This is a genomic window from Ekhidna sp. (genome assembly GCF_964218185.1).
Taxonomy (GTDB): Bacteria; Bacteroidota; Bacteroidia; order Cytophagales; family Cyclobacteriaceae; genus Ekhidna.
The window spans coordinates 636,435-661,100 of sequence record NZ_CAXPLV010000005.1; the positions used below are offsets into that span (position 1 = coordinate 636,435).

Here is a 24,666-nt window from a genome sequence, read left to right on the forward strand (position 1 = left end):
AGTATGTTAAGGGAGAAGGTCGAGGATTTTTTGTAGATACAACTGATCTACCTCATCAAAATCACTCAGTTTGTCACTGTCTACATCAAGAACGCCGATGATTTTTCCATGTTTCTTGAGAGGAAGTACGATCTCCGATTTCGAGGCGGAAGCGCAGGCAATGTGCCCGGGGAACTCATCCACATTGGGCACTATCAACACTTTATCTCTTTGCCAGCTGGAGCCGCAAACACCCTTTCCTTTTTTGATTCGGGTGCAGGCAACTGGGCCTTGAAACGGCCCTAGAACCAATTCGTCTTCAGAATCTACCAAATAGAAACCCACCCAAAAGAATCCCATGGCCTCTTTGAGTGCTGCGGAGATATTGGCGAGATTGGCTACAAGATTTTGTTCTTCATAGATCAATCCTTTGATCTGTGGAATCAGAGATTGATACTTTTCCTCCTTGCTCGCTTCTGTCATTATGGTTAAATCTTCAGCCATTGGTATTTTGATAAATGGTCAATTGATCTGCAAAAATAGATTCTTTACTTACAATTTTTCCATCTAGCTCTGGTGGTCGAATTCCCTTACCAAAAGTGGAATTGGAAGTAAATACTCTAGCTTCATCCCAACAATCTTCATTGATGAAAGAGTTCAAAACCTGAGAGCCACCTTCAATAATTACTGATTGAATTATGCGTTCATGGAGTTGACGTAGCACACTCCAGGGGTTGTTCATCTCTGTTTTAATCCACTCAATGTTTCCCTCGACTTTCTCCTCAAGAGAATTCAGAATCAATGTTTTGGCTTCTTTACTAAATAGGTTGCTGTCCGAGTGTATTTCAAGGTTGCTGTCAAGCAACACCCTTACAGGATTTCTTCCTTCCCAATCACGTGCTGTTAGCGATGGATTATCGTGAAGTGCGGTGTTTTTTCCAACCAATATTGCATCTTCCTCTGTTCGCCATTTGTGCACAAGTTGTCTAGAATTTGCATTGCTGATCCACTTGGAGTCGTAATTTTCTCTGGCCACAAATCCGTCGGAAGTTTGTGCCCATTTCAAAATGATATACGGTCGTTCCTTTTGTACAGATGTGAAGAAGCGCTTATTTAATTCTTTAGCTTCATTCTCAAGAATCCCAATTTCAACTTCAATACCAGCTTTTCGCAGCTTTTCTATTCCTTTTCCATCTACCTGATCAAAAGGGTCTCTGCAAGCGACTATAACCCGTTTTAGCTTTTTTTCAATTAACAGATCTGCGCATGGTGGTGTTTTTCCGTGATGTGCGCAAGGCTCAAGCGAAACATAGGCAGTACTCTCAGAAAGAAGCGATTGATCTTTTACAGAGTTGATCGCATTAACCTCAGCATGTGCTTCACCAAATTTTTGGTGGTACCCTTCGCCGATGATTTTGTTTTTGTGGACGATCACACAACCTACCATTGGGTTGGGCGAGACATGGCCTCTTCCAAGTTTGGCAAGTGCCAGAGCTCTTTGCATGTATCGGCTATCATCCACTGAGTGTGTAATTTCGCTTTTGAATGAAGAATGTGAAGCAAATCTGGCAAGAAACAGCGAAACAGCTGGAAAAAGTTTATGATAGAAGGGAGGCTGAGAACATTTCTTACATCTTGCTGGAAGATGCTTTCGACATTTCAAAAACTGAGATTCTCTTTGATGGGAATCTTGATGTTGATACAGATCGACTAGATAGCTATATAAAAAGACTCCTTCAGTTTGAGCCTATCCAGTACGTTACTGGAGTTGCTGATTTCTATGGAAGAAAATTTCAAGTTGCTCCTGGCTCCCTAATTCCCAGACCTGAAACGGAAGAATTGGTTGAGTTAATCATTCGAGAAAACAATGTGGAGAAGCCTCGCATTCTGGATGTAGGGGTAGGATCAGGTTGTATTGCCGCAACACTTTCGTTGGAATTTAAAGTTCAGGTTTTTGGAACGGATGTCTCAGGAGAAGCGATCGCTATCGCTGAGAAAAATTCGAACGAATTAGGTGCACAATCGGTATTTCATCAATCAGATATTTTAAAGGAAAACTTGCCTGAATCGAACCTGGATATTTTGGTAAGTAACCCTCCATATATACCTCAAAAAGAGCTAGTCGAAATGTCCAAAAATGTGACTGAGCATGAGCCAGAAATTGCCTTATTCGTCCCCGACAATGACCCACTAATTTTTTATAAACGTATAGCTGATGAGGGATTGAAATCCCTGAAAAAAGGCGGGAAGCTATACTTTGAGATCCATGAAAAGTTTGGAGCTATAGTGAAGGAATACCTGCAAGATGTTGGATATTCAGAAGCTGCTATTCATCAGGATATGCAAGGGAAGGATCGGGTGGTGAGTGGGGTTAAAGTTTAAACGTCACCCTCACCCTAACTTTGTCTTCTACTGTAATTCCATCTTTTTTAGCAGCCGTCCACATTGGCCCTTCTTTTACCAATCTTATTGCCTCTTCATCACAACCATATCCCAGGCTTTTTTTGATGTCTATCTGATTGATCGCTCCAGATGGATCAATTGTTAATTCCAATACTACAGTTCCTTCAATTTCATTAATTCTTGCAGCTTCTGGATATCTGAGATTTTCGTCAAGATACTTTTTGTAGGATTTGTTTCCGCCGATTGGTTTGGCTGGAGTGTAGCCTGTTGAAGTTACATTGCTATAGCCAGTAACAACCACTTCCTGAAGTTCCATAGCCCCTCCCATTTTTACATCGATGTTGGAGCGGTCACCAACTTCAATTTCCTGAGATTCAAACCCTACAAATGCATATGTCAGGATCATATCATCAGACTTGGGGAGCTGATAACTTCCATCAATATCTGTGACCGTACCAGTTGTAGTTCCTTTAATAACCACATTCACACCGGGTAAAGGTTCGCCGTAATCATCGGTTACCATTCCAGTCACAATTTCATTGGCTGTTGATCTACTTCTTGCAACAGCAGATTTTTTGGCTTTGGGCTCTTCTATCTCACTTAAAGCAGAGCTAAACGATTCTTTTTTAGCAACCAAAGGCTGAGCCATGACAACCACCTCCTCGAGCTCTGATGTATCTATATAATCGGGCTTTGGCTCTGATCTGGTTTCCGCGATTTGTACTCCGGCTGCTCTTCCCTGAAGTAAGTCAGATGCGTCATCTTCTGGCTCGATGCGCTCTTCAGTTTCAGCTAACAGAAGATCCTGTCCATTTCCTTCAGGCTGATCCGCTTCTTCATTATCCGGTACATTTTCGGAAATAAGGTTTTCTTGAATGTCGGTAGTAACATCGTGATCCAGGTTCACAACAATGTCATTCTCACCCTCGACTTTCAGTCCATTTTTCTTAAATGTGTCTGTTTGGATGTCTTCCGCAACTTGAATTTCTTTTTTTGAATCTATGCGAATAGTATCTGGCTTTGGACTTGATTGGCTAAGTTCTTCAACTGGTTCTTTTTCCATGGCCAGCTGATCTCCGCTCACCTGAGTTGTTAAGAAGTAAACCGTAAGTGACGCAACAAACAGAAGGGCAACAGCTGCTGCTATCTTCATAAATGGAAAGCTTTTTCTTTTTTGCGCAGATACTCGACCTCTCAGCTTTTCAATATCATTAAGAACACTTAAGTCCTGACCTTCATAACCCTCCAATGCTTCTGTAGCAAACGGATCATCCAGCACCTCACGCTCAAAAGCATTCGCTTCCTCAGGACTCATCTGTCCTTTCAGATATCTTTCAAATTGCTCGCTATGGTTCTTATCGTTTGACATTCTTGCTTTCCAAACACATTTTCAAGTTACGCTTTCCATTTTGGATATGGCTTTTCACTTTTTTCATGTTAAGCCCGGTTTCCTCATTTACCTGTTGATAGCTTTTTTTCTCTAGAAAAAAGAGCTTTACACATCGCTGCTGCTCCTCTTTCAACTCTTCGATGCAATCTTCTAATGCAGTTAGATCTTTCTCTAGCTCCACTTTTTCATCATTAAGATGCATTGCTTCATCAGATTCCATAAAAACTTCAGCATGAATCTCAGGATTCTTTTTACGCAGTTCCATGAGGCAATGATTTTTACTGACCATATAGAGCCAGCTTTTGAAATGTTGAACTTCAGTTATTAGCAGTTTTTCACTTATTTGCTCATATATGGACATGACTGCATCCTGCGCATCATCTCTGTTTTTCAGGTACTTCAGGCACAAACCATAGACCAGGTGAATGTATTTATTGTACAGCTCACCCAGCACCTCCTGATTGCCGGTTTTCCGATAAAACTGCAGTTGTAATTCGTCTGTGGGTGATATGGTTTTTGACTTGCTCAGAAAAAAATCAAAAATTTTTATGGAATCTCATTCATGCCTGCATCCCAATGTCAAATCAAATGAAAAATCATATGAAACAGTTAATAATTCTTCTTACAACTTTAATGGCATTCAATGTTAGTGCCAGATATGTAAACGGGACCGTTTATGATGAGAATGGTCAGACCCTCTCGGGTGTAAGTGTTGTTATCAAAGGAACGAGCTCAGGCACCACTACAGATGTAAATGGCTTTTATTCCATAGAGGAGGCAAGTGAAAAATCAATTCTCGTGTTTTCATTCATCGGTTATGAAACCAAAAAGGTGAAAGTAGGAAAAAGCAAGGTGCTGGATGTCACACTTAAGTTCGCCGAGCTAGAGCTGCAAGAAGTGGCAGTAGCTGAAGATGCGGTAAGTCGACCGATGATGCAGCGAAGTAAACTAGCAAAAGGAGCTGGCAATATGTCGATGAGTTATGCTCCGGCATATTACGATCAGGGACAATATCACAACACTGAAGAGTACTCCACCATTCATGAAAATGGTTTTAAAAAAGTACTGGATAATGCACTCTCAACTTTCTCTATCGATGTGGATGCAGCCTCATATAGCAACATGAGGAGGTTTATAAACAATGGCCAGCTACCTCCAAAAGATGCGGTGCGAATCGAAGAGATGATAAACTACTTCAACTATGACTATGAAAATCCAACAGGTAAGGATCCATTTTCAATCAATACTGAGCTGGCAAGAGCGCCATGGAATGAAAAGCATTTGATTGCACAGATAGGATTACAGGGTAAGAAAATTGAGTTGGATAATCTCCCAGCCTCAAACATTGTCTTCCTACTTGATGTATCGGGATCGATGAGTGCTCCAAATAAGTTACCATTGTTAAAGTCAGCCTTTAAATTATTGGTGAATGAGCTTCGTCCGCAGGACAAAGTATCGATTGTGGTGTATGCTGGTGCTGCAGGAGTTGTATTGGAGCCCACCGATGGCAATGACAAAAAGAAGATCATGGAAGCACTGGATCAGCTTCAGGCCGGAGGATCTACTGCGGGAGGAGCCGGAATCAAATTGGCCTATAAACTAGCCAAGGAGCAGTATGTCGAGGGAGGTAATAACCGTGTGGTACTGGCAACAGATGGCGATTTCAATGTAGGAGCATCAAGCACTGCAGAGATGGAGCGGTTGATCGAGGAGAAGCGAGATGAGGGTGTATTCCTTACAGTTTTGGGTTTTGGTATGGGTAATTATAAGGATTCCAAAATGGAAACTTTGGCTGATAAGGGTAACGGAAACTATGCCTATATAGACAATATGAAGGAAGCAAAGAAAGTGCTGGTAAATGAGTTTGGTGGCACCATGTTCACGATAGCCAAAGATGTAAAGATCCAGGTGGAATTCAATCCAGCTGTTGTTCAGGCTTACCGGTTGATTGGCTATGAAAACAGATTGCTCAACGATGAGGATTTTAATGACGACAAAAAGGATGCCGGTGAGCTAGGAAGTGGACATACCGTCACCGCTCTTTATGAGATCATTCCGGTTGGTGTGGAGAGTGAGTTTGTAAAGGATATTGATCCATTAAAGTATCAATCAAATGATCAAAAAGTGACTAGTTCATCTGATGAATTGCTCACTGTGAAATTCAGATATAAAGAACCCGACGGATCCAAGAGCAAATTGATCACTAAGGTTGTTGAAAATGAAATAAGAAAGTCCGGCGATAACCTTGACTGGTCAATGGCTGTGGCTGGTTTTGGAATGCTACTACGAGACTCTGAGTACAAGGGCGATTTAGCTTATGAAGATGTTTTGCGTTTGGCTAAGAGTTCTAAGGGAAAAGATGAATTCGGTTATCGGGCTGAGTTTATTGAGCTGATTGATCTGGCAAAAAGCATGAGCCCCCAATAGGATGTCATCCTGAGGCTCTCGAAGGATGAGTTTAGTCCTAAAAGCGAGAAAATAATTTTCTCGCTTTTTTCGTTTTACTGATTAACTTCCAAATGGCAAAAAACGTATTATTGATTTATGAAACGGAAACTAAACATCATCTTAAATGGGTTCAAACTAGTACTAGTGCTATTTGTCCTAATGTCATGTTCAAGTGAATCTGCAATCCCTGAGCATGAGCCATTTCCTGGATTTATAAAGGGTGAACTAAATGGGGATATTTTCGAATATGATCGAGGCGGGCCCGGACGCGGAACAGATTTTTCATATAGTGCAAGCTGGCAATCAGCTGACCAATCAGCTGAGCTTTTGAAAACAATATCAATTCGGTTTAAGACAGGCTTGTGTCCAGATAATGATTGTGAGTGGGAACCAGTTTCATCCCATGATATTATAGAGATAATCAACTCTACAGATTGGACAATTTCGGGTGCTGACGATATTGGAATCTCAATAAATTATATCAACCATGATAGAGTTTATTATTCAGATATTAATTCTTCAGGTAATCCTGATAATTTTTTCCGAATTGATAAAGCTTACATCGATGAATTTGATGTGTATGCAGATCGTAAAGAACCATTTGAGAGTATTATTATGATTGAAGGACGGTTTTCATCAACACTAACCAATGCCGAGGACAGTAATGATCAGATCAATGTAGAAGCAACATTTAAAGGATTTTTGGATAGCGAATCTGAATGGTAGCTTTGGGTCTGAAAGAATAATTTTGAAAAAAGTACAACTCGGAAAATCGAACCTATATATTTCTCCGATCGCTTTTGGTGCATGGGCCATTGGCGGGCAGGCCTGGGGTGGCAATGAAGATAAGGATGCATTGGAGGCGATGAAGAAAAGCTACGATCTGGGCATCACCTCTATCGATACAGCACCCGTTTATGGATTTGGGCACAGTGAGAAGTTGGTTGGGAAGGCGATCAAAGAAATTGGCAGGGATAATCTGGAGATCTTAACCAAGTTTGGTTTTAATTGGAAGACCGAAAAGGGGGAATATCAATTTCCAACCACAGACGGAGGCAAGACTTATGCGTATGCTGGACGGGAGGGGATTATTCAGGAAGTGGAAGATAGCCTGAAACGCCTCGGAACTGACTACATCGATCTTTACCAGATTCATCGTCCGGATGCTACCACGCCAATTGAGGAGACAATGGAGACGCTGAAAGAGCTGCAGCAGCAGGGGAAAATTCGAGCGATTGGTATGTCTAATCATACAGTAGAGCTAATGAAGCGAGCAGACTCGGTGATCGATCTTGCCTCAACCCAATCACCATATAGTATGGTCTACAGAAAAATTGAAAAGGACATTATTCCATATTGTCTGGAAGAGAAGGTTGGGATTCTAGCTTACAGTCCACTCCAAAGAGGTTTGCTAACTGGAAAGATCAAATCAGACCATGAATTTAAGGGAGATGATCATCGGGCTAACAATAAGTTTTTCAAAGAACCCAATCGCTCCAGAACCAATTCATTCCTGGATCAAATTAAACTCATAGCGGAGGATCATGGAGTGACGCTGGCACAGCTGGTCATCAACTGGACGGTGCAACGAGAAGGAATTACAGCCGCTTTGGTTGGAGCTCGGAATGCTAAGCAAGCAGAGGAGAACGCTAAATCTCTCAGCTTTAAATTATCTCAAGAAGAAATCAACATCATCAATACCGAAATGGAAAAAGTGGTTATTGATCATGATGTATAAAAAAAGCCACCTCTGAAAAGGTGGCTTCTTGTCATGCTAAGTGAAGCGAAGCATCTTTTATGAAGGAGATCCTTCACTTCGTTCAGGATGACATTAGAACCTCATACTCACTGCCGCTAAGAAATTCCTTCCCGCCTGTGGGTAATAATTGTTTTGCTGATACAAGTTCGTTGGGCCATAGTAGTAGCCCCAGGTATATCCATTTGAAGAATATTCTTTATTTAGCACATTATTGACTAACAATGACAACTGTAGATTTTTAGCAAAATCAGTGTTGAAATTGTACGCAATTCGAACGTCGTTGGTCAGATATGGATCGATTGCCCGGTCATCATTTGAGGTATTGTCCAGATACTGCTTGCCCACATATTTGGTCATCAATTCGATCGACAGATTATTCGTTGCATCGAAGCTAAGAATGCTTCCAGCTACTACACTTGGGGAGTACGCAATGTCCGTATCTTCATGATCAATTCTCACTTCACTGAATCCACTGAAATCTTCACCATAGTCAAAAGCCACTTCAGTAAACTGATCAATCTTATTTCTGCTTAAAGCAAGGTTGGCATTCCATGTCACCTGATCGCTTAGCTTATAGATCGTGCTAAGCTCGATACCTGCTCTGTAGCTTTTAGGAACGTTCACACGGATACCGGATCCCACATCATTTACAGCACCTGTAAGCACAAGCTGGTTTTCATAATTCATGAAGTAAAAGTTGGCTTCATATGAAAAACTGGTGCCGTATTTTCTCACACCCATCTCCACATTTTGTAGGGTCTCATGCGATGGAATTTCACCAGGATTTGCATCAATGTAGTCTGAGCGTACCGGCTCTCGATTTCCAATAGCAAATGATCCATACACGCTCATTTCATTGGTCAGGGCATAAGTCAGTCCGAATTTTGGATTGAAGAACGTAAGACTTTCGTCCACACTATATGGGTTTAGATCATTGTCCACCCCTTCAGTTTCGTAGGCAACATTTCTTACCTGCATGTCTGCAAAAGCATTTATACGATCACTGATATCATAGTTGGCCTTCACAAAAGCATTGATGTCATTTTTGGTGGCATCACCTTCATAATATCTATCCCTGATATCTGTGGTGCCGGCATATTGCATCCAGATTATTTCTCCAAAATGATCCCCTATGTATTGATTAGCTGCTCCTCCGAAAGTGATATCAAGCGCATCTTGCTGATAGCTTAACGAAAAAGTAGCTCCATAAAAGTGGTTGTCCAGCCATCTTCTTACGATGATATCTGAAGCTCCAATCTTCTCTGATCCTACCTCAATCGAATCGAGACCGTAATCACTCAATTCTTCATCGCCCTTGAATTGCTCAAAGTATCCTCGACCTCTGGTGTAGTGGCCAGCCATTGTTAAGTTCAATGACTCAGAAAAAGTGTGACCAAGGTGAAGCTGATAATGATCCTGACGATAGTTATCGATTTCGTTATCGTACAGGTAGTAGTTGAATGTTCTGTCTGCATTTCTCACGTTTTGTAGCTGCTCAGGCGTTGAATACTCACCGGAAAATGCAATCAGATTTTCGATCTCATCTTCACCTCCATTCAGTACCGCTTCAGGCGTTCCATACCAGGCCTGCTGAGTGATTTCATGCCCACCAAAGATCACTGCCTTGATCATGGTGCGCTCACCATAGCTTCCGCCTGACAGGTAATATGATTTGAGGTCAGCAGCTGATCGATCCACAAATCCATCTGAGGTGATTTTGGAAAGTCGTCCTTCAAAGTTGAATCGGTTGTTGATCAGGCCGGTATTGAAAGTAAGGTTCGATTTCCAGGTATTGAAGCTCCCAAAAGAATTATCAGATTGGAAAAACGGATTCCGAGAAACATTGCTGGTTTTTAGGTTCACAGTAGCACCAAAGGCTCCAGCTCCGTTGGAGGAGGTCCCAACTCCACGCTGGATTTGTATACTGCTAAGTGATGAAGAGAAGTCCGGCATGTTCACCCAAAACACCCCATGCGATTCCGAGTCATTGACTGGTACTCCATTTATGGTTACGTTGATTCTGGTTGCATCACTTCCTCTAATCCTCATACCCGTGTAGCCCACGCCTGCACCCGCATCTGAGGTGGTAACAATTGAGGGAGTGAAGTTCAGAAGAATAGGTAAGTCCTGACCCAGGTTTCGTTTTTGAATATCCTCTTTGGATAACGAAGAGTAGGTCATGGGTGTGTTTTCGTTGGCACGTGTGGAGTATACCGTCACATCGTCCAACTTTTGTGTTTTCAGGCTGTCTTGCGAAAATGCAACGCCCGCCAGCAGCATCACTGCCGACATACATAAAGCTTTCATGTTTGAAAAAATTAAAAATTAAACAATGGAAAGTGGGGACTTCCCAAAATGTTTATCATACTGGCTGTAAAGCCGCTCCCTACGCCGGCATTATCCGGATCAGGTTATGGGTATGATCTCAGCCGCTTATCGGCACCCCTATTTTGCGACGCAAAGGTAGATGTACTTTTTAAACTTGCAAGAAGCACAGGTCGACTACTGTTGGTTACCAATTAGTAAAGATGGATCAGCTCTTAAATTCAAAATTTGTTAAATTTATACTTAATGGGGAAGCAAAATTCAAAAACAAGTAAGACTGTAAAAAGAGGACTTAAGACACCATCGAAACCAATTGTCCCATCACAAAAGCATAAAACTGAGAAATCCAAAAAGAATAAAAATGAGTGATCCTAGAAATAAACCAACTAAGCCAGATGGTCCAAGGCCCTTAGGAGCTCCAAAACCTCAAAAGCCTTCTAGACCACCAAGTAAAAGAAACCAGTAATTCCAAATATCATACTTGTTGCGAATATTAGGAAAGAGATAATACTAACCCTGCCATACATTTTATCATATTTATCTGCCTCTTTTTCAAATGAAGTTTTCTCATCTTCTCTGGGAAACTCATCCTGATAAGTGATTTTTTCTATTATTAAAGTTGCATCCTTTTCTCCATAGGTATTGGATAAAGAAGAAAGATACAATCCGATAAAATTGAGGATTATTGTTATTGTAAATCCAACTATTGAGACAAATAGAAGGTAGTTCCAGGCTTTATTTTCAGAAATGAGATTAAGAATAAGAATTATTGTGGCAGGGCTGATAGTGAGGAGTACAATGTCAATTCTTTTTTGACTATACAAGCTATTTTCCCTGCATTGTTTCCTATATTGAATCAGCTCCTCTAAATAATGCTTTTTATGATTGTTAGGAATCGAATTCATTGATTAATGATTTCCTTCATAAAGATATCTATTAAACTTCACTCAACTCCAACCACCGCATTTCTTTCTCTTCCAGCTCTTCCTCGACAGCTTTTATCTGATTGCTGATTTCCTGGAGCTTTTCGTACTCTGTTTCGGTATTCATTGCATCCTGAAGCTCTTTCTTTTTGGCTTCCAGTTTAGGTATTTCCTTGTCTAGTTGATCCAGCTCACGTTGTTCGTTGTAGCTAAGCTTTCTACCTTTTGGTTTTTCCGTTGCAGCTTCTGCTTTTGGTTTCTCTTTTTCCTGCTTAGGAAGTTCAGCTACAGGCACACCTTCTTTCTCCCGGTAGTCTGTGTAGTTGCCGGGGAAGTCCCTGATCTTTCCATTGCCTTCGAATACAAACAGGTGATCCACCAGGCGGTCCATGAAATACCGATCGTGAGATACGATCATGAGACAGCCAGCAAAATTTTGAAGGTAATCTTCCAGTACATTTAAGGTCGTTATGTCCAGGTCATTTGTGGGTTCATCCAGAATCAGGAAGTTAGGATTGGCCATCAATACCCTAAGAAGTTGAAGCCTTCTCTTCTCTCCACCGCTTAGTTTACCAACGAAGTTGTGCTGCATTTTGGGTGGAAACATAAACTGATTCAAAAGCTGAGAAGCTGTGACCTGACTGCCATTATCCAGCTCGATGTATTCGGCCACTTCCTTTACGATATCGATCACTTTTTTATTTGGATCGAATATGGTTTCGTCCTGCGTGTAGTATCCAAACTTGGTAGTCTGCCCGATCTCTATTTCGCCGGAATCCTGTTTAAGCTTTTGAGATAGAATGTTCAGAAATGTAGACTTACCTACTCCATTTGGCCCGATTACCCCAATCTTTTCTCTTCGTTTGAATACATAGCTGAAATCTTTTACAAGTGTCAGACCTTCAAATGATTTGTTGATGTGGTGCAGCTCCAAAATCTTTTTGCCCTGCCGTTCGCCTTTCAGGTTCACCTCCATCTTTTGCGTTTGAACAGCACTGTGCGCTTTCGCCTTCACATCATGGAAAGCATCCACTCGATATTTTGCTTTGGTGCCTCGAGCCTTAGGTTGTCGGCGCATCCATTCCAGCTCGGTTTTGAAAAGGTTTTTTGCCTTGTCAATGCTGGCAGCTTCCATTTCCATCCGCTCAGCCTTTTTCTCCAGAAATTGGCTGTAGTTGCCTTTATATCTGTAGATTTTGCCATGCTCAATTTCAAATATCTCGGTAGTCACCCGATCCAGAAAATAACGGTCGTGAGTGACCATTAGAAGGGTGAGGTTGGCGGTTGCCAGGTAGTTTTCCAGCCATTCTATCAGTTCCAGATCCAGGTGGTTGGTGGGCTCATCCAGAATGAGCACGTCAGGGTCTACCACCAGTGCTTGCGCTATAGCTACACGCTTCTTTTGACCTCCGGAGAGGTCTTTCATTTTTTGATCAAGGTTGTGAATACCGAGCTTGCCCAAGAGTCCTTTGATTTGGTGCTCATATTCCCACGCATTCAGTGTGTCCATCTTCTCCAAAATAGGACTCAGATCTGGTGCATTATCAGGATCGGTCTCGGTTTTATACATCGCCATCTCATAATCACGGATGACGTTGAGCTCCTCTTTGTCTTCCGAAAAAACAGCCTCAAGAATGGTATCATCTTCGTTGAAATCAGGGTGCTGTCTTAGCATGGAAACGGTGAGCCCTTTTCGAAAAGAAACAATTCCTTTATCGGGCGCTTCAATGCCGGCAATCACTTTCATCAGTGTGGACTTACCTGTGCCATTCACTCCAACTAATGCTGCTTTCTGGCCTTGATCCAAACCAAAGGTGATGTTTTCAAACAGCTTCTTTTCATCGTAGCTCTTGCTGAGCTCCTCAACCGACAGATAATTCATGCCGCAAATGTACGCACACGGTGATGGACAAAATGCCCCATTTTACCTTTATAATAGAGGTAAATATTATTTAGTATGAAAAACTTCATTTACTCTTTTCTCTTGATCTCGCTAATAGCTTGCGCTCCTTCCAATTCGCAGGAGACAAAGGCTGGAAAAAAAGTTGCCGAAAAACCTCGTGACTTTAATGATTATTGGTATGCGGGTGAAGCAGAAATCACCAGCTACAAGTTGGAGCAGGCGAGGTATGGAGAAATTCACTCAGGAGAGGCTGTCTTAGTTTTTGTGACTGAGCCGTTTTCAAAAAGTAAGCAGGTGAAATTGGATAATTGGCGAGATGAGAGTGAGGATAATGTGAGTGTGATGAAGCTCAATATGACAAAGAAATTTCTGACTGGAATATATCCCTATTCGATGATGATGAGTACGTTCACACCGGTCTCTTACGACCAGCACCCGGATCTGCTTAAAGTCACAACCTCTTCACAGGAGTGGTGTGGTCACACATTTATGCAGCTAAATCTTCAGGATGGAAACTACAGGTTGCGTGGCTTTTCCTACTTCGAATCAGAGGGGGATATAGATGTAACCTTGCCGAATGTGACACTTGAAGACGAACTTTGGTCTCGAATAAGATTCAATCCTGAGAACCTGCCAATCGGTGAAATCCAACTTGTTCCATCCACATTTTACTTGCGGTTTAGGCACCAGGAAGCTAAACCAATGAAAGCAACTGCTTCAAAGCTAGAAGTTCATACTTCTGAATTTTCAGATGAACCGCATCACATCTATACACTTGAATACGATAACAGAAAGCTATCCATCTATTACGAACCAGATTTTCCATATACCATCCTGGGGTGGGAGGAAACCTATATGAGTGGGTTTAGCAATCCTGAAAGGCTAACTACCAAGGCAAAACGAATCAATACAATCAAATCAGCGTATTGGGGAAAGAATAGCAATAAGGATCGTGAGTTGAGGAAGGAGCTGGGATTATCCATCGATTAATGTCACATTGAGCCTGTCGAAATGTGTATTCGGTTTCGACAAGCTCAACCTGGCAAGTATTTTTACACCATGCAACACAAAAACCCTTGGATCACTCATTCCTCTAAAACCATCTACGACAATCCCTGGATCACACTAACTGAGCATGATGTGACAAATCCCGGAGGAGGAAAAAGCCTCTACGGAAAAGTCCATTACAAAAACTGGGCGATCGGAATTATTCCTCTTGACGAAAATCAAAATACCTGGCTGGTAGGTCAATATAGGTATACGCTGGATGAGTATTCCTGGGAAATACCTATGGGTGGAGGGCCGCTGGATGTTCCAATACTGGAATCGGCCATGCGAGAATTGAAAGAAGAGACCGGACTTGCTGCTAAGAAATGGTCAGAAATTTGCCGTATTCACACCTCAAACTCGGTGACAGATGAGACGGGAATTGCATTCCTGGCCGAAGGACTTACCCATGGGGAAACAGAGTTTGAAGAAACGGAAGACCTGAAAATATGGAAGCTGCCATTCGTAGAAGCGTTGGAAATGTGCGATAGAGGGAAGATTACTGATAGCCTGAGTGTAGCTGCTATTTATCGACTTTCGAGAATGTTGAGCTTAGGAATTTGAGCTTAAATCACTTACCAGCGGAAGATGGACGGTAAAAGTGGTTCCCTTGTCAGGCTTACTTTCAACATGCAGTTTGCCCTTGTTTAGCTGCACAAATTCTTGAACCAGCTGTAAACCCAGGCCAAGTCCGGTTTCGCCGGAAGTGCCCTTAGTAGAAATTTTTTCATCCAGATTGAATAGACCATTTAGCTTGTCCTCAGTAATCCCAACGCCATTATCGGCTACAGTAATTACACAAAACTTTCCTGCCGGATCTTTCTTTGCTGAAATATCCACATGACCCCCAAATCTGGTAAACTTGATCGCATTATTCACAAGATTTCGAAGTATGGTGGAGGTGGTATTTCTGTCGGTCAACAGGTAGTGCGTTTCATCTGAATTGAATTCGAGTTTTATGTTTTTTGAAACGGCCGTATCCCTAAACATATCGAGAACTTCTTCCATGAGCTCATCAAAGTTTAGTCGCTCCGGCACATAGGGAAAATGCCCCCTTTGCTGTAAAGCCCAATTCAGAAGCGTGTCCAGTAGCTTGGTCAACCGGTCAACAGACTCACCCATCTTGTCCACCATGCCCTTTACTTTATCACCCTTGCCCTCTGTCAGATATAGCTGAGATACAGTGATTAGCCCATTGAGTGTATTTACAGGTCCCCGAAGGTCATGTGAAATGATCGAGAAAAATTTATCCTTCGTGTGATTAAGTACTACCAGATCATCTTTCTGCTTCGCCAGTTGCTTGCTGAGTGTGTTTTTTGCTTTGAAGTAGTAGTACACAATGAAAGCCAAACAAATGAATGCCAACAGGAGTACACCCCCGGTTATCATGATGATTTGATTGTTTCTTCTTTGCTGAAGGAGTAGATCCACCTCTGCTTGCTTTCGTCCCACTTCATACTCGGTTCTCATGTCCCCAAGCCTTTGGGTCGTTTCCAGATTCTGAATGCTGTCTTTATAAGCGTAATATTGTGTTTGATATTTGATCGCATCTTCGAGATTCCCCCTTCTGTTGTATAGCTGAAACAGTAGATACGATGCATCTCTTACTTGTTCTTTCAAGGCGATACTCTTGGCCATTTGCAAGCCGGCCAAAGTATGTTTGATTGCTTCTTCTTCATTGTCTTCCTCCAGGTAGATGCTTCCAAGTTGATTGTAATAGTCAGCCATGCCGTATTTATCCCCCATAGGCTTCAGCATGTCAATTGCCTCAAACAGGTCTTCTTTGGCTTTTTTCAGATTCCCCTGTTTCCAATAAACCAATGCTCTATTACCAATGATATAGGCAACTCCTAACTCAAATTTTAGTTCTTTCAGAATTGGTTCAGCTTCATTGTAATATGCCATAGCTGAATCATAGTTTCCGATCAGGTAATAATCATATCCGAAATTCAATAGGCTCAATGCTAGAGGTTGTTTTTTACCCAACTCTCTCAACATTTCAATGGTCTTGGATCCATAATGCAATGCATTTTCTGAGTCACCATTTTGAGTATAGCAAGTAGATATCTCTGCATAAATCTCAGCTAGAGTGTCTTTGAATTGCGGTTTGCCATCTGCTTCTTCAGCACCTTTAAAAAGATTTTCCAGAGCTCGCTCCAGATTGCTCATAAATCGGTGAGCAATTCCAATTTGCATGTAAGCCTTTATGAGATATTCCTGACTTCTGGCACTTTCAGCCAGTTTCAATAAATACTCGGCATATTCAAGTCTTTTATCAGGGGAAATGGTATGTGTGGATAAGCGGTAGTAGGCTTCCATTTCCTGACTGGGAGTCATTATTCCTTTTTTTATCTCCTTCTCAATGCTATCTGCTTTTAATTGGTTTTGAGAATAACTCAAAAAGCTAATCAGCACCAAAGAAAGTAGTGATAGGATATGTTTATGACTTCTCATACTTGGCTATTAAGCTATAACCCGTTACTCACCAGAGTCACTACCTGATTGTCCACCAACGGTTATTTTAGGATCTAGTCTTATTTGAATGCCTGTCTCCCGAGGTACGTAAACAATATCATATTTTAACATTTGGGGTGAATCGAGGTTTGAAGGAACTCTTATTATCCACATTTTTTGTGGAACAAAATCTACAGGCAAGTCACCTAAGACCTCCTCTGCCTCCTCATCAAAATCAATCTCATCAACTTCTGAGAGGCCACCTCCTGCGAACCAAAAAATATAATCACCGGGTTCTACATGTGCGGTAATTGAGGTTTCTTCAACCTCTTGATAACCTTTAAAGTCATCTGTGTTTGTATCAAATAGCAGCTTTCCATTTTTGTACTTGAGTACTGTGATTGCTTTATCAGAATCTTCAAATCTGCCTGTTTCAGTTTTCAAGTATTCCTCGGCTAGCAAAGTAGCTGAGGCCATATCCTCATCCAATGGATCAATTTCTTCTTTGAATTGATCTTCCTGACAGGCAATAAGTACAAAGACAAAAATGAATGCTAACTGCTTAATTTTGAAGGACTTCATAGGAGGTGGTTTGGAGAAAATAAAGGTAGTAATTTATTCTAAATTTTATCAAATGATAATTTTGAAGCCCACCATTAGACAAATCAGGCTAAATAACCGACAGAAATTATTTGGCCGAAACGGAGCTATTTCCTCATTTTGACCAGCCGGTCAATATGTGACCAGCCATATGGACTGACAAAATCTTCTTTAATTGAATAAATAGGGTCCTTGAGAGCTTCTTCCAGCGAAATGAATCCCCATCCTTGCTCCGTATACCATTTTAAAAGGTCACCGAGGCACTCAGCATTTATTGGGTTGGCATGGATCAGTAAAATGTGTTTGACACTTCTCCCGGTGAGTTTTTGTGCTTTGTTTTCGTAGCTAATGGACACTTCTTTCATGTGATCCAAATAGGCGTTCTTTATGCTATCTACATCCCTAGGCCGCATTTTCAATTTAGCCCGTACAAAATCTCTGTTGTAGATCCATTCATTGTTATCGATAGACACATGGGCTATTTTGTATCCATTCTGTGCCAGATAGGTGTAGACTGAATCCCGACGCTCAAGCGTATTTCCCCTGCGTAAGTATGGATATCTGAAGTACGTTGAATTAATGAATTCCTTACCCATCATTTTTCCTGAGTCTATATCCGCAATAAACCTCTGTGCCCCCACTTGATCCACATTGGAGTGTCGATGGGTATGATTGCCAAACTCATGACCTCTGTTTAGAAAATCCTGAAGGGTAGAGCTGGTTTCATCGTCAATCCTGTTGGAATTAAGAAAACCTGTTGCTTTGATTCCATATCGATCCAGGTGGTCGTACAACTTTGAAATCATTGCCGGTACTTCCTCTTTGGGCAAGCCCATCTCTCTAAAAGGAAAATCGTCAATGGTGATGGCTACTTGCTGAGCAAACGCCGCTTGACATACAAAAGACAGTGAAATCAAGATTTTCTTCATAATTATGGAAGACAAACGAAAATCGAGTAGGGCTATTGCTGTTTGGTTTTTACCGAAGATACTACCTTGCGGCCTGATTGTGAAACCATGACTTTAAAGGAACACTTACGTAAAAATATTGTCTTATCCCTGCCAGTAATTATTGGTCAGTTGGGTCACATCATGGTTGGCGTTGCAGATAGTATCATGGTGGGCAGGTTAGGAGTGATTCCGCTTGCTGCTGCAACTTTTGCTGGCACCATCTATCATGTGCTGATGCTTTTTGGTATCGGGGTGAGCTACGCGATAACACCTAAAGTGGCCGCAACGGATGCCAAAAATAGCAGTAAACTTTTGAGGTATTTGCAAGATGGGTTTTTCATGAATCTCGGTCTTGGACTTATTCTGTTTGCACTGGGTTATTTTGCTAGCCATTTCCTGCACTTTTTTGGGCAAGAAGTGCCAGTGGCTCAGGCCGCAGGACCGTATTTGGTGATCATGTGCGGGTCACTCATTCCACTAATGATTTTCCAAACCTTCAGACAATATACTGAAGGGCTTTCTGATACGTTTAGCCCAATGGTGGTTTCGGTCTTTGCCAACCTACTCAATGTCTTTTTCAACTACATGCTGATCTACGGAAAATTGGGTGCCCCAGCGCTAGGATTGAATGGAGCGGGAATAGCAACTCTGATGGCCAGGGTGATCATGTTTGCCTTGATGATTTGGTGGATAAGAAAAAAATGCACTGGCTTTGAGTGGAAGTTTAGATGGGATGGGATTAAAGAACTTCTTCGTATTGGGGTGCCATCGGGGATGCAGTATGTGTTTGAAGTGGGGGCTTTTGCTACCGCTGCAATCATGGTTGGGTGGATTAGTGCAGAAGCATTGGCCGCTCACAATATTGCCTTGAATCTAGCAGCAATTAGCTATATGGCAGCTACAGGACTGGCCGCTGCATCCACTATCAGAATTGGAAATCAAATGGGACTCAAAGACCGGCCTAACCTTAGGATGGCGGGATTTTCATCTTTTGGACTGGTAACTATATTCATGGGTTCATGTGCCTTGATTTTCATTGTTTTCAGAAATCATCTACCTGCGCTATATATAGAAGATCAATCCGTACAGCAGATGGCCTCCGTACTGCTCATTATTGCTGCTGCTTTTCAAATATCCGATGGAGTGCAGGCTGTGGGGTTGGGTGTACTCCGGGGATTGCAGGATGTGAAGATTCCGACCATTATTACGTTCGTTTCATACTGGCTGATAGCGATACCTTTGGGCTATGTTTTTGCCTTCGTTCTCGAATGGGGAGTAAATGGCGTTTGGTACGCATTGTCGATGGGGTTAACCATTGCAGGAGTGTTTAACATGTGGCGCTTTAATCGTTTATCTAAGAAAATTGCATTCTAAAATGAAAGCTCTATTATCACCTGCACTACTTATCATCACTTTATTTGTACACAGTCAGCCCCGGATCGACAAAGACTTTAGAGTGAATGTTGGGAATCCATTTTTTAAAGATGGATTGGCACCAAAAGTTTTAATTGATGAGGCACATAACAACTTGCACAAAAAGGAAACCGGTCTTCATGCATTTACCCGCATGATGGAAGATGATGGAGCCAGAGTCTATGCCAATGACACCTCATTTTCAAGTGTTCTGCTCAAGGGGTATGACATTTTAATAATAGCTAATGCACTACATGACTCAAACGTGGGCAACTGGCAAAATCCATGTCCCTCAGCATTTACCAAAGAGGAAATTAGGGCTGTCGAGCAATTTGTGAAGAATGGAGGAAGTCTACTTCTCGTCGCTGATCATATGCCATATGGGGGTGCCGCTCAGGATTTAGGCAAAGCGTTTGGGGTAAAATGGAATAATGGATTTGCTATTCGACAGGGGCAGCACTGGCCACCGAGCGAGTTTGATCGTTCTAATAATACAATTCTGGACTCTCCAGTCACGATGGATGGTGATTTTACCAGGCGAATTTCTCATATCGCTAGTTTCAGTGGATCGGTATTTAAGCTACCTAAGAAGTCCCAGCCTTTTATGGTTTATGATGATTCTCACATGATACTCATGCCGGATGTCGCCTGGCAATTTTCTAAAAAGACCAAAAGAGAAAACTCAGAGGGCTGGGTGCAGGGTGCCTGTCTGGAGTATGGAAACGGGAAAATTGTCTTGTTGGGAGAGGCCGCCATGATAACTGCTCAGCTAGGAGATAATGATCATAAAGTAGGGATGAACAACCAGGAAGACGCTCCGGAAAATGCACAGCTGGCACTAAATATTTTTCGATATTTGGCGGCTGATTAAAAATCGTAGTGAGAAAAAAACAAGCTGCCCTCGGATTCATATTTGTTACCGTACTGATAGATATCATCGGTATCGGTCTTATCATTCCGATTGTACCGGAATTAATCATTGAGCTTACGGGCAAGACGGTTTCTGAAGCAGCCTGGATTGGAGGACTTTTAACCGCCACCTATGCGGTTATGCAATTCATATTTGCCCCAATCCTCGGAGGATTAAGTGACAAATTTGGCAGAAGGCCGGTACTTCTGATTGCTCTTTTAGGGCTGGGCCTGGACTACCTTGTCATCGTATTTGCTCCAACATTAGCCTGGCTGTTTGTTGCCAGGATGATTTCCGGAATATGCGGGAGCAGTATCACCGTAGCGAACGCTTACATAGCGGACATTAGTAATCAGGAAGACAGAGCGAAGAACTTCGGAATGATTGGTGCTGCATTTGGTTTGGGGTTTATCATTGGGCCGGCTATTGGTGGTTTTCTTGGTGAGGTTGGAACCCGGATTCCATTTCTGGCAGCAGCTATTTTGTCCCTTCTGAATTGGCTCTACGGTTATTTTGCGATTCCAGAATCCTTACCGGAAGAGGATCGGAGGTCATTCGATTGGAAGCGCGCAAACCCATTGGGTACGCTGAAAAGTATTTTTAAATATAGAATGCTGATTGGCCTGATTCTTTGCTTATTCCTGGTTTATATAGCTGCATTTTCCGTTCAGGGAAACTGGGCTTTTTATACGGCAGAAAAATTTGAATGGTCTCCACAGGATATTGGCTTTTCACTCACATTTGTTGGTATCATGGTGTCGCTGGTGCAGGGACTTTTGTTGGGACCTATCATTAAAAAAATAGGTGAAGAAAAAGCGGTGTACGCCGGGCTGTTTTTCAACCTGGTCGGTCTTGTCTCCTTTGCCTTTGCTACAGAATCCTGGATGGCATATGCCATTATTGTCCCCTATGCATTCAGTGGGTTGACAGGCCCATCCATGCAATCGATCATGACCTCACAAATTCCTAAAAATGCTCAGGGGGAGTTGCAAGGAGGACTAACAAATGTACTAATGATCACAGCCGTGATAGGACCACCACTGATGACCGGGATATTTACCTATTATACAAACCCGGAAAATGCGATTTACTTTCCTGGTGCGCCATTTATTTTGGCATCAATACTGGCAATCATAGGATTTGGATTCGCTTTTCATTCGTTAAGAAATCATTTGAACTCTCAGAAAACTACCTGATTATTCATCTTTCAGGTACTTGACCGGGTTAGCTGAAGCAGCTTTCAGGGATTGATAGCCTACCGTAATGATCACTAGCGCCATCACAATAACCAACGCCAGCGCAAAGGTGACCCATGAGATATCAATTCGATAGTAATAGGACTGGAGCCAATCACCGGCAAAGTATATCGCGATAGGCACACTGATGATAAAAGCGATGACTACCCATTTTGTAAACTCACCAAAGATCAGCTTTAGCACAGTGCCAATCTCCGCACCCAGCACTTTTCGGATGCTGATTTCCTTCCTTCTTTTTTCAATGATGAAAAGAGCAAGCCCATAAAGGCCCAAACAAGCTACTATAATTGAAATGATGGAAAACATTGTGACCATGCCCAGGTAGCGTTCTTCATTTTCGTAAAGCTCCTGCATACGATCATCCATGAATGAGTAGGTAAATTCTCGGGTGGATCCAAGCTCATTCCACATCGCTTCGATTTCCTCAATTCTTTCGACCAGGTTTGACATGTCCATTTTTATGCTGATGTTTCTGTGAGCCCCGTTTTCCGGTGTGCGGTGAAACATGATTGTTGGTGCTACTTCATTTTGCAGGGTTTCGAAGTGGAAGTCTTCAGTTACGCCTATCACATTTAGTCTACTATCCCCGATTCGGATAACATTCTGATCTTTTGGATCAAACTGAAAAGCCTTCATGGCTGCCTCATTGAGTATGACAGAGCCTCGTTGATCACCCTCTGTGTCTGGGAGAAAGTTGCTACCATGCTTTATGGCAATGCCATACGTGTTAAAGAAATTGGCATCCATAAAAGTAAAGCGCATTCGTAGTGGATCACCGGTCCACTCGTCAGGGCGCACGAACGTGAAGCTCCCGGTCCAGAAGGTGGGAACGTGCCTGCTTTTAGTGATCTCTTTCACATAGGATTTGTTGGCCAGCTCAGTCTTGAATGTATTTATCTTGTTCATGCCAACTTCACGATCGGTAAAGTCTGCAGGTGATGCACCAATAGCCAGTACGCCTTCAGAATCAAACCCCATTTCTTTTTGCGTCATGTAGTTGATTTGATTGCGGACAATGAGCGTGCAGGCAATGAGGAAGAGAGCGATGGAAAACTGAACGATAACCAGCGCATTTCTGAATTTGGTGCCACCAAAGCCTAACCGCTGACGCAAAACCTCAATGGCCCCAATGGATGAAAGGTAAAATGCCGGATAGCTTCCGCTGAGCAGCCCTAGTGTAATGGAAACACCAACTGCCATCAGGACTATCTCTCCTATGCCGAATACAGCCAGCGAAAGCGTGACATCAAAGAAGTTGTTAAACGAGGGAAGCAGCAACACAACCAGTCCTATGCCGACTAAAGTGGCAAGTAGTGATATGACGAATGCTTCTGTAATAAACTGCGTTCGGAGCTGACCCTGAAAGGCGCCAAGTACTTTTCTCAACCCGATCTCTTTTGCACGCTTGGAGGCTTGGGCAGTAGACAGATTCATAAAGTTGATAATGGCGATAAACAGGATTCCAATTCCAATCCAGAGGAGCGTTCTGGCATCTGCTTTATTCCCCGTGAAAGTATCATAGAAACTCTCCATGGGGAGCAGTTTGAAGTTGGTGTTTTCCCGGGTTTCCTTCCCAAACAAAGACTCTACAAGATCAGGAAAGTCTGATTCAAGGCTAGCCTCATCTCCAGCACTTTTTAAAAGCACATAGGTGCTAATAAAGGAATTTCCCCATTCATTCGCATAGTCGGGATAGAAGGGTAGCGCCTCCATTTCGATCATCAGGTCTGGCTGATGTGAAAGGTTTAGCGGGAGCTGATCGATGACGGCAGATACCCTGAATCTAAAGGTAGTGTCTTCATCAGGGAGGAAAATTTCCAGTTCTTCATCCACTGCATTATCCCTTCCGAAATACTTGTTGGCCATTTCCACACTCAGCACGATTGAATTTTTATTAGGGAAAATGTCTTTGGGATTTCCGTGTAGTAATGGGAAGGTGAAAATGTCAAAAATTGAAGCATCAGTATAGATAATGTCTTCTTCTATGTACTGGTTGTTTTTAATAATTCGAGCTTCAGAATCGTAAATTCTACCTGCTTCTTTTACTTGTTCATAGCTGTCCTTTAGCCGGTCTTTTAGGGGAATCCAGGTGTCGTAGGTTTCCTGAGTTCCATCCGGTGTGATCCGCTCTTTATACACCATGAAAATTTCTTCTTTCTTCTCATGATAATCATCAAAAGTCAGGATCTGATTGGTGTATAGGTAGATGAAAATGAAAGCAGCGACACCCATCGAAAGCCCAAAAATGTTGATAAAGGAAGTAGACTTTCTCTTTAGAAGAGAGCGAAAAGCGATTTTAAAATAGTTGCGAAAAATCATAGTGTTGAGGGATAAATGGTAAAATGATTTTAGATTGGTCGGCTTGAGCGATCGGAATACTTCAAGGATGAATTTTACCTGTGCTTTAAAGAGATTCTCTTCTTTAAGGCGCCAGTAAAAAGCCTCCGTAATGTCTCCCTGAATTTCGTCTGCATAGTCCGGTCGCAGAAAAAACTCCAGGAGCCTGAGTGCCCATTTCGGTGGATGCCTTCCGTCGTTCATACTAGACTGAAATTCAACTTTGGAATGGTTTTCCATATTTCGGTGCGTGCCTGCTGCAAGCTTTGAGCTGTTTCATAGCCCTTGTTGGTTGCCTGGTACATGCGCTTACCTTTTCCACCACGCTCTGGGGTAGGCTCCCCCTTTCGGGAAGTCACAAACCCTTTTTTCTCAAGCCTTTTCAATACCACATGAATAGCCGGAAGTGAGATGGTCTGTGCAAACTGGCTTTTGTATTCTTTGGCGATTTCCACACCGTAGGTTTCCTCTTTCATAAGCAGGATGATCAATATCATTTCTTCCAGCGTTCCTAGTTGAAGATTCATTCGTGTTTTGTTTTATGATGTGATCTGATAGCAATAGTTGTA

21 protein-coding genes and 1 riboswitch are annotated in these 24,666 nt (G+C 42.3%); of the genes, 9 read left to right on the forward strand and 12 right to left on the reverse strand.

Going from position 1 to position 24,666, the window contains the following annotated elements:
• Window positions 1-6: 6 nt before the first annotated feature.
• The gene (locus tag ACEQZT_RS08330) at window positions 7-483 is read right to left on the reverse strand and encodes a GAF domain-containing protein (protein WP_370088973.1); all 477 of its coding nucleotides are present in this window, start codon (window positions 481-483) and stop codon (window positions 7-9) included.
• The gene (ribD, locus tag ACEQZT_RS08335) at window positions 476-1,501 is read right to left on the reverse strand and encodes a bifunctional diaminohydroxyphosphoribosylaminopyrimidine deaminase/5-amino-6-(5-phosphoribosylamino)uracil reductase RibD (protein WP_370088974.1); all 1,026 of its coding nucleotides are present in this window, start codon (window positions 1,499-1,501) and stop codon (window positions 476-478) included. Before ribD ends, ACEQZT_RS08330 begins: the two co-directional genes overlap by 8 nt.
• Window positions 1,502-1,524: 23 nt before the next feature.
• Between ribD and prmC the strand changes: the two genes are divergently transcribed.
• Window positions 1,525-2,361 carry a peptide chain release factor N(5)-glutamine methyltransferase gene (prmC, locus tag ACEQZT_RS08340; RefSeq protein WP_370088975.1) on the forward strand — a complete coding sequence of 279 codons (837 nt, stop codon included), beginning with the start codon at window positions 1,525-1,527 and terminating at the stop codon, window positions 2,359-2,361.
• Here prmC and ACEQZT_RS08345 read toward each other — a convergent pair.
• Both ACEQZT_RS08345 and ACEQZT_RS08350 read right to left on the reverse strand, forming a co-directional pair.
• Window positions 2,351-3,751, reverse strand: coding sequence for a TonB family protein (locus tag ACEQZT_RS08345; protein ID WP_370088976.1), 1,401 nt, complete (start codon window positions 3,749-3,751; stop codon window positions 2,351-2,353). The genes prmC and ACEQZT_RS08345 overlap by 11 nt on opposite strands.
• Entirely contained in the window at window positions 3,738-4,226 is a 489-nt protein-coding gene (locus ACEQZT_RS08350) for an RNA polymerase sigma factor (protein ID WP_370088977.1), read from the reverse strand. Before ACEQZT_RS08350 ends, ACEQZT_RS08345 begins: the two co-directional genes overlap by 14 nt.
• 146 nt (window positions 4,227-4,372) lie before the next feature.
• On the opposite strand from ACEQZT_RS08350, the gene ACEQZT_RS08355 reads away from it, so the two are divergent.
• From ACEQZT_RS08355 to ACEQZT_RS08365, 3 genes are all read left to right on the forward strand, one after another.
• Window positions 4,373-6,199: a von Willebrand factor type A domain-containing protein gene (locus ACEQZT_RS08355; protein WP_370088978.1), complete on the forward strand. Its 1,827-nt coding sequence runs from the start codon at window positions 4,373-4,375 to the stop codon at window positions 6,197-6,199.
• A gap of 117 nt (window positions 6,200-6,316) precedes the next feature.
• Entirely contained in the window at window positions 6,317-6,946 is a 630-nt protein-coding gene (locus ACEQZT_RS08360) for a hypothetical protein (protein WP_370088979.1), read from the forward strand.
• 22 nt (window positions 6,947-6,968) lie between these two features.
• Window positions 6,969-7,958: an aldo/keto reductase gene (locus tag ACEQZT_RS08365; protein ID WP_370088980.1), complete on the forward strand. Its 990-nt coding sequence runs from the start codon at window positions 6,969-6,971 to the stop codon at window positions 7,956-7,958.
• Window positions 7,959-8,051: 93 nt separating this feature from the next.
• Here the strand turns inward: ACEQZT_RS08365 and ACEQZT_RS08370 are convergent, their stop codons facing one another.
• From ACEQZT_RS08370 to ACEQZT_RS08380, 3 genes are all read right to left on the reverse strand, one after another.
• On the reverse strand, window positions 8,052-10,286 hold the full coding sequence (locus tag ACEQZT_RS08370) for a TonB-dependent receptor (protein WP_370088981.1): 2,235 nt from the start codon (window positions 10,284-10,286) through the stop codon (window positions 8,052-8,054).
• 56 nt (window positions 10,287-10,342) lie between these two features.
• Window positions 10,343-10,436, reverse strand: a riboswitch (TPP riboswitch).
• 305 nt (window positions 10,437-10,741) lie between these two features.
• Window positions 10,742-11,209, reverse strand: coding sequence for a hypothetical protein (locus tag ACEQZT_RS08375; RefSeq protein ID WP_370088982.1), 468 nt, complete (start codon window positions 11,207-11,209; stop codon window positions 10,742-10,744).
• A 31-nt stretch (window positions 11,210-11,240) separates the two neighbouring features.
• Window positions 11,241-13,109, reverse strand: coding sequence for an ABC-F family ATP-binding cassette domain-containing protein (locus tag ACEQZT_RS08380; protein ID WP_370088983.1), 1,869 nt, complete (start codon window positions 13,107-13,109; stop codon window positions 11,241-11,243).
• Between the two features lie 75 nt (window positions 13,110-13,184).
• On the opposite strand from ACEQZT_RS08380, the gene ACEQZT_RS08385 reads away from it, so the two are divergent.
• On the forward strand, window positions 13,185-14,120 hold the full coding sequence (locus ACEQZT_RS08385; protein ID WP_370088984.1) for a hypothetical protein: 936 nt from the start codon (window positions 13,185-13,187) through the stop codon (window positions 14,118-14,120).
• 69 nt (window positions 14,121-14,189) lie between these two features.
• A complete protein-coding gene (locus ACEQZT_RS08390) occupies window positions 14,190-14,741 on the forward strand; it encodes an NUDIX domain-containing protein (protein ID WP_370088985.1) in 552 nt (183 codons plus the stop codon).
• Here the strand turns inward: ACEQZT_RS08390 and ACEQZT_RS08395 are convergent.
• The 3 genes from ACEQZT_RS08395 to ACEQZT_RS08405 form a co-directional block, all read right to left on the reverse strand.
• Window positions 14,730-16,631, reverse strand: a complete 1,902-nt coding sequence (locus ACEQZT_RS08395; protein WP_370088986.1) for an ATP-binding protein — start codon at window positions 16,629-16,631, stop codon at window positions 14,730-14,732. The two genes, ACEQZT_RS08390 and ACEQZT_RS08395, sit on opposite strands and share 12 nt — an antisense overlap.
• A 24-nt stretch (window positions 16,632-16,655) precedes the next feature.
• Window positions 16,656-17,213 (reverse strand): hypothetical protein, encoded by a 558-nt coding sequence (locus ACEQZT_RS08400; RefSeq protein WP_370088987.1) that lies wholly within the window; start codon window positions 17,211-17,213, stop codon window positions 16,656-16,658.
• Window positions 17,214-17,338: 125 nt separating this feature from the next.
• A complete protein-coding gene (locus tag ACEQZT_RS08405; RefSeq protein WP_370088988.1) occupies window positions 17,339-18,160 on the reverse strand; it encodes a polysaccharide deacetylase family protein in 822 nt (273 codons plus the stop codon).
• 87 nt (window positions 18,161-18,247) lie between these two features.
• On the opposite strand from ACEQZT_RS08405, the gene ACEQZT_RS08410 reads away from it, so the two are divergent.
• From ACEQZT_RS08410 to ACEQZT_RS08420, 3 genes are read left to right on the forward strand one after another with little or no spacing between them, the layout of a single operon-like run.
• The gene (locus tag ACEQZT_RS08410) at window positions 18,248-19,555 is read left to right on the forward strand and encodes an MATE family efflux transporter (protein WP_370088989.1); all 1,308 of its coding nucleotides are present in this window, start codon (window positions 18,248-18,250) and stop codon (window positions 19,553-19,555) included.
• Between the two features lies 1 nt (window position 19,556).
• A complete protein-coding gene (locus ACEQZT_RS08415) occupies window positions 19,557-20,465 on the forward strand; it encodes a hypothetical protein (RefSeq protein ID WP_370088990.1) in 909 nt (302 codons plus the stop codon).
• A gap of 8 nt (window positions 20,466-20,473) precedes the next feature.
• Window positions 20,474-21,700, forward strand: coding sequence for a TCR/Tet family MFS transporter (locus ACEQZT_RS08420; RefSeq protein WP_370088991.1), 1,227 nt, complete (start codon window positions 20,474-20,476; stop codon window positions 21,698-21,700).
• Here ACEQZT_RS08420 and ACEQZT_RS08425 read toward each other — a convergent pair whose 3' ends face one another.
• Complete coding sequence (locus ACEQZT_RS08425; protein WP_370088992.1) at window positions 21,701-24,301, reverse strand: FtsX-like permease family protein; 2,601 nt, start codon at window positions 24,299-24,301, stop codon at window positions 21,701-21,703.
• Window positions 24,298-24,624 (reverse strand): PadR family transcriptional regulator, encoded by a 327-nt coding sequence (locus ACEQZT_RS08430; RefSeq protein WP_370088993.1) that lies wholly within the window; start codon window positions 24,622-24,624, stop codon window positions 24,298-24,300. Before ACEQZT_RS08430 ends, ACEQZT_RS08425 begins: the two co-directional genes overlap by 4 nt.
• Between the last annotated feature and the right edge of the window lie 42 nt (window positions 24,625-24,666).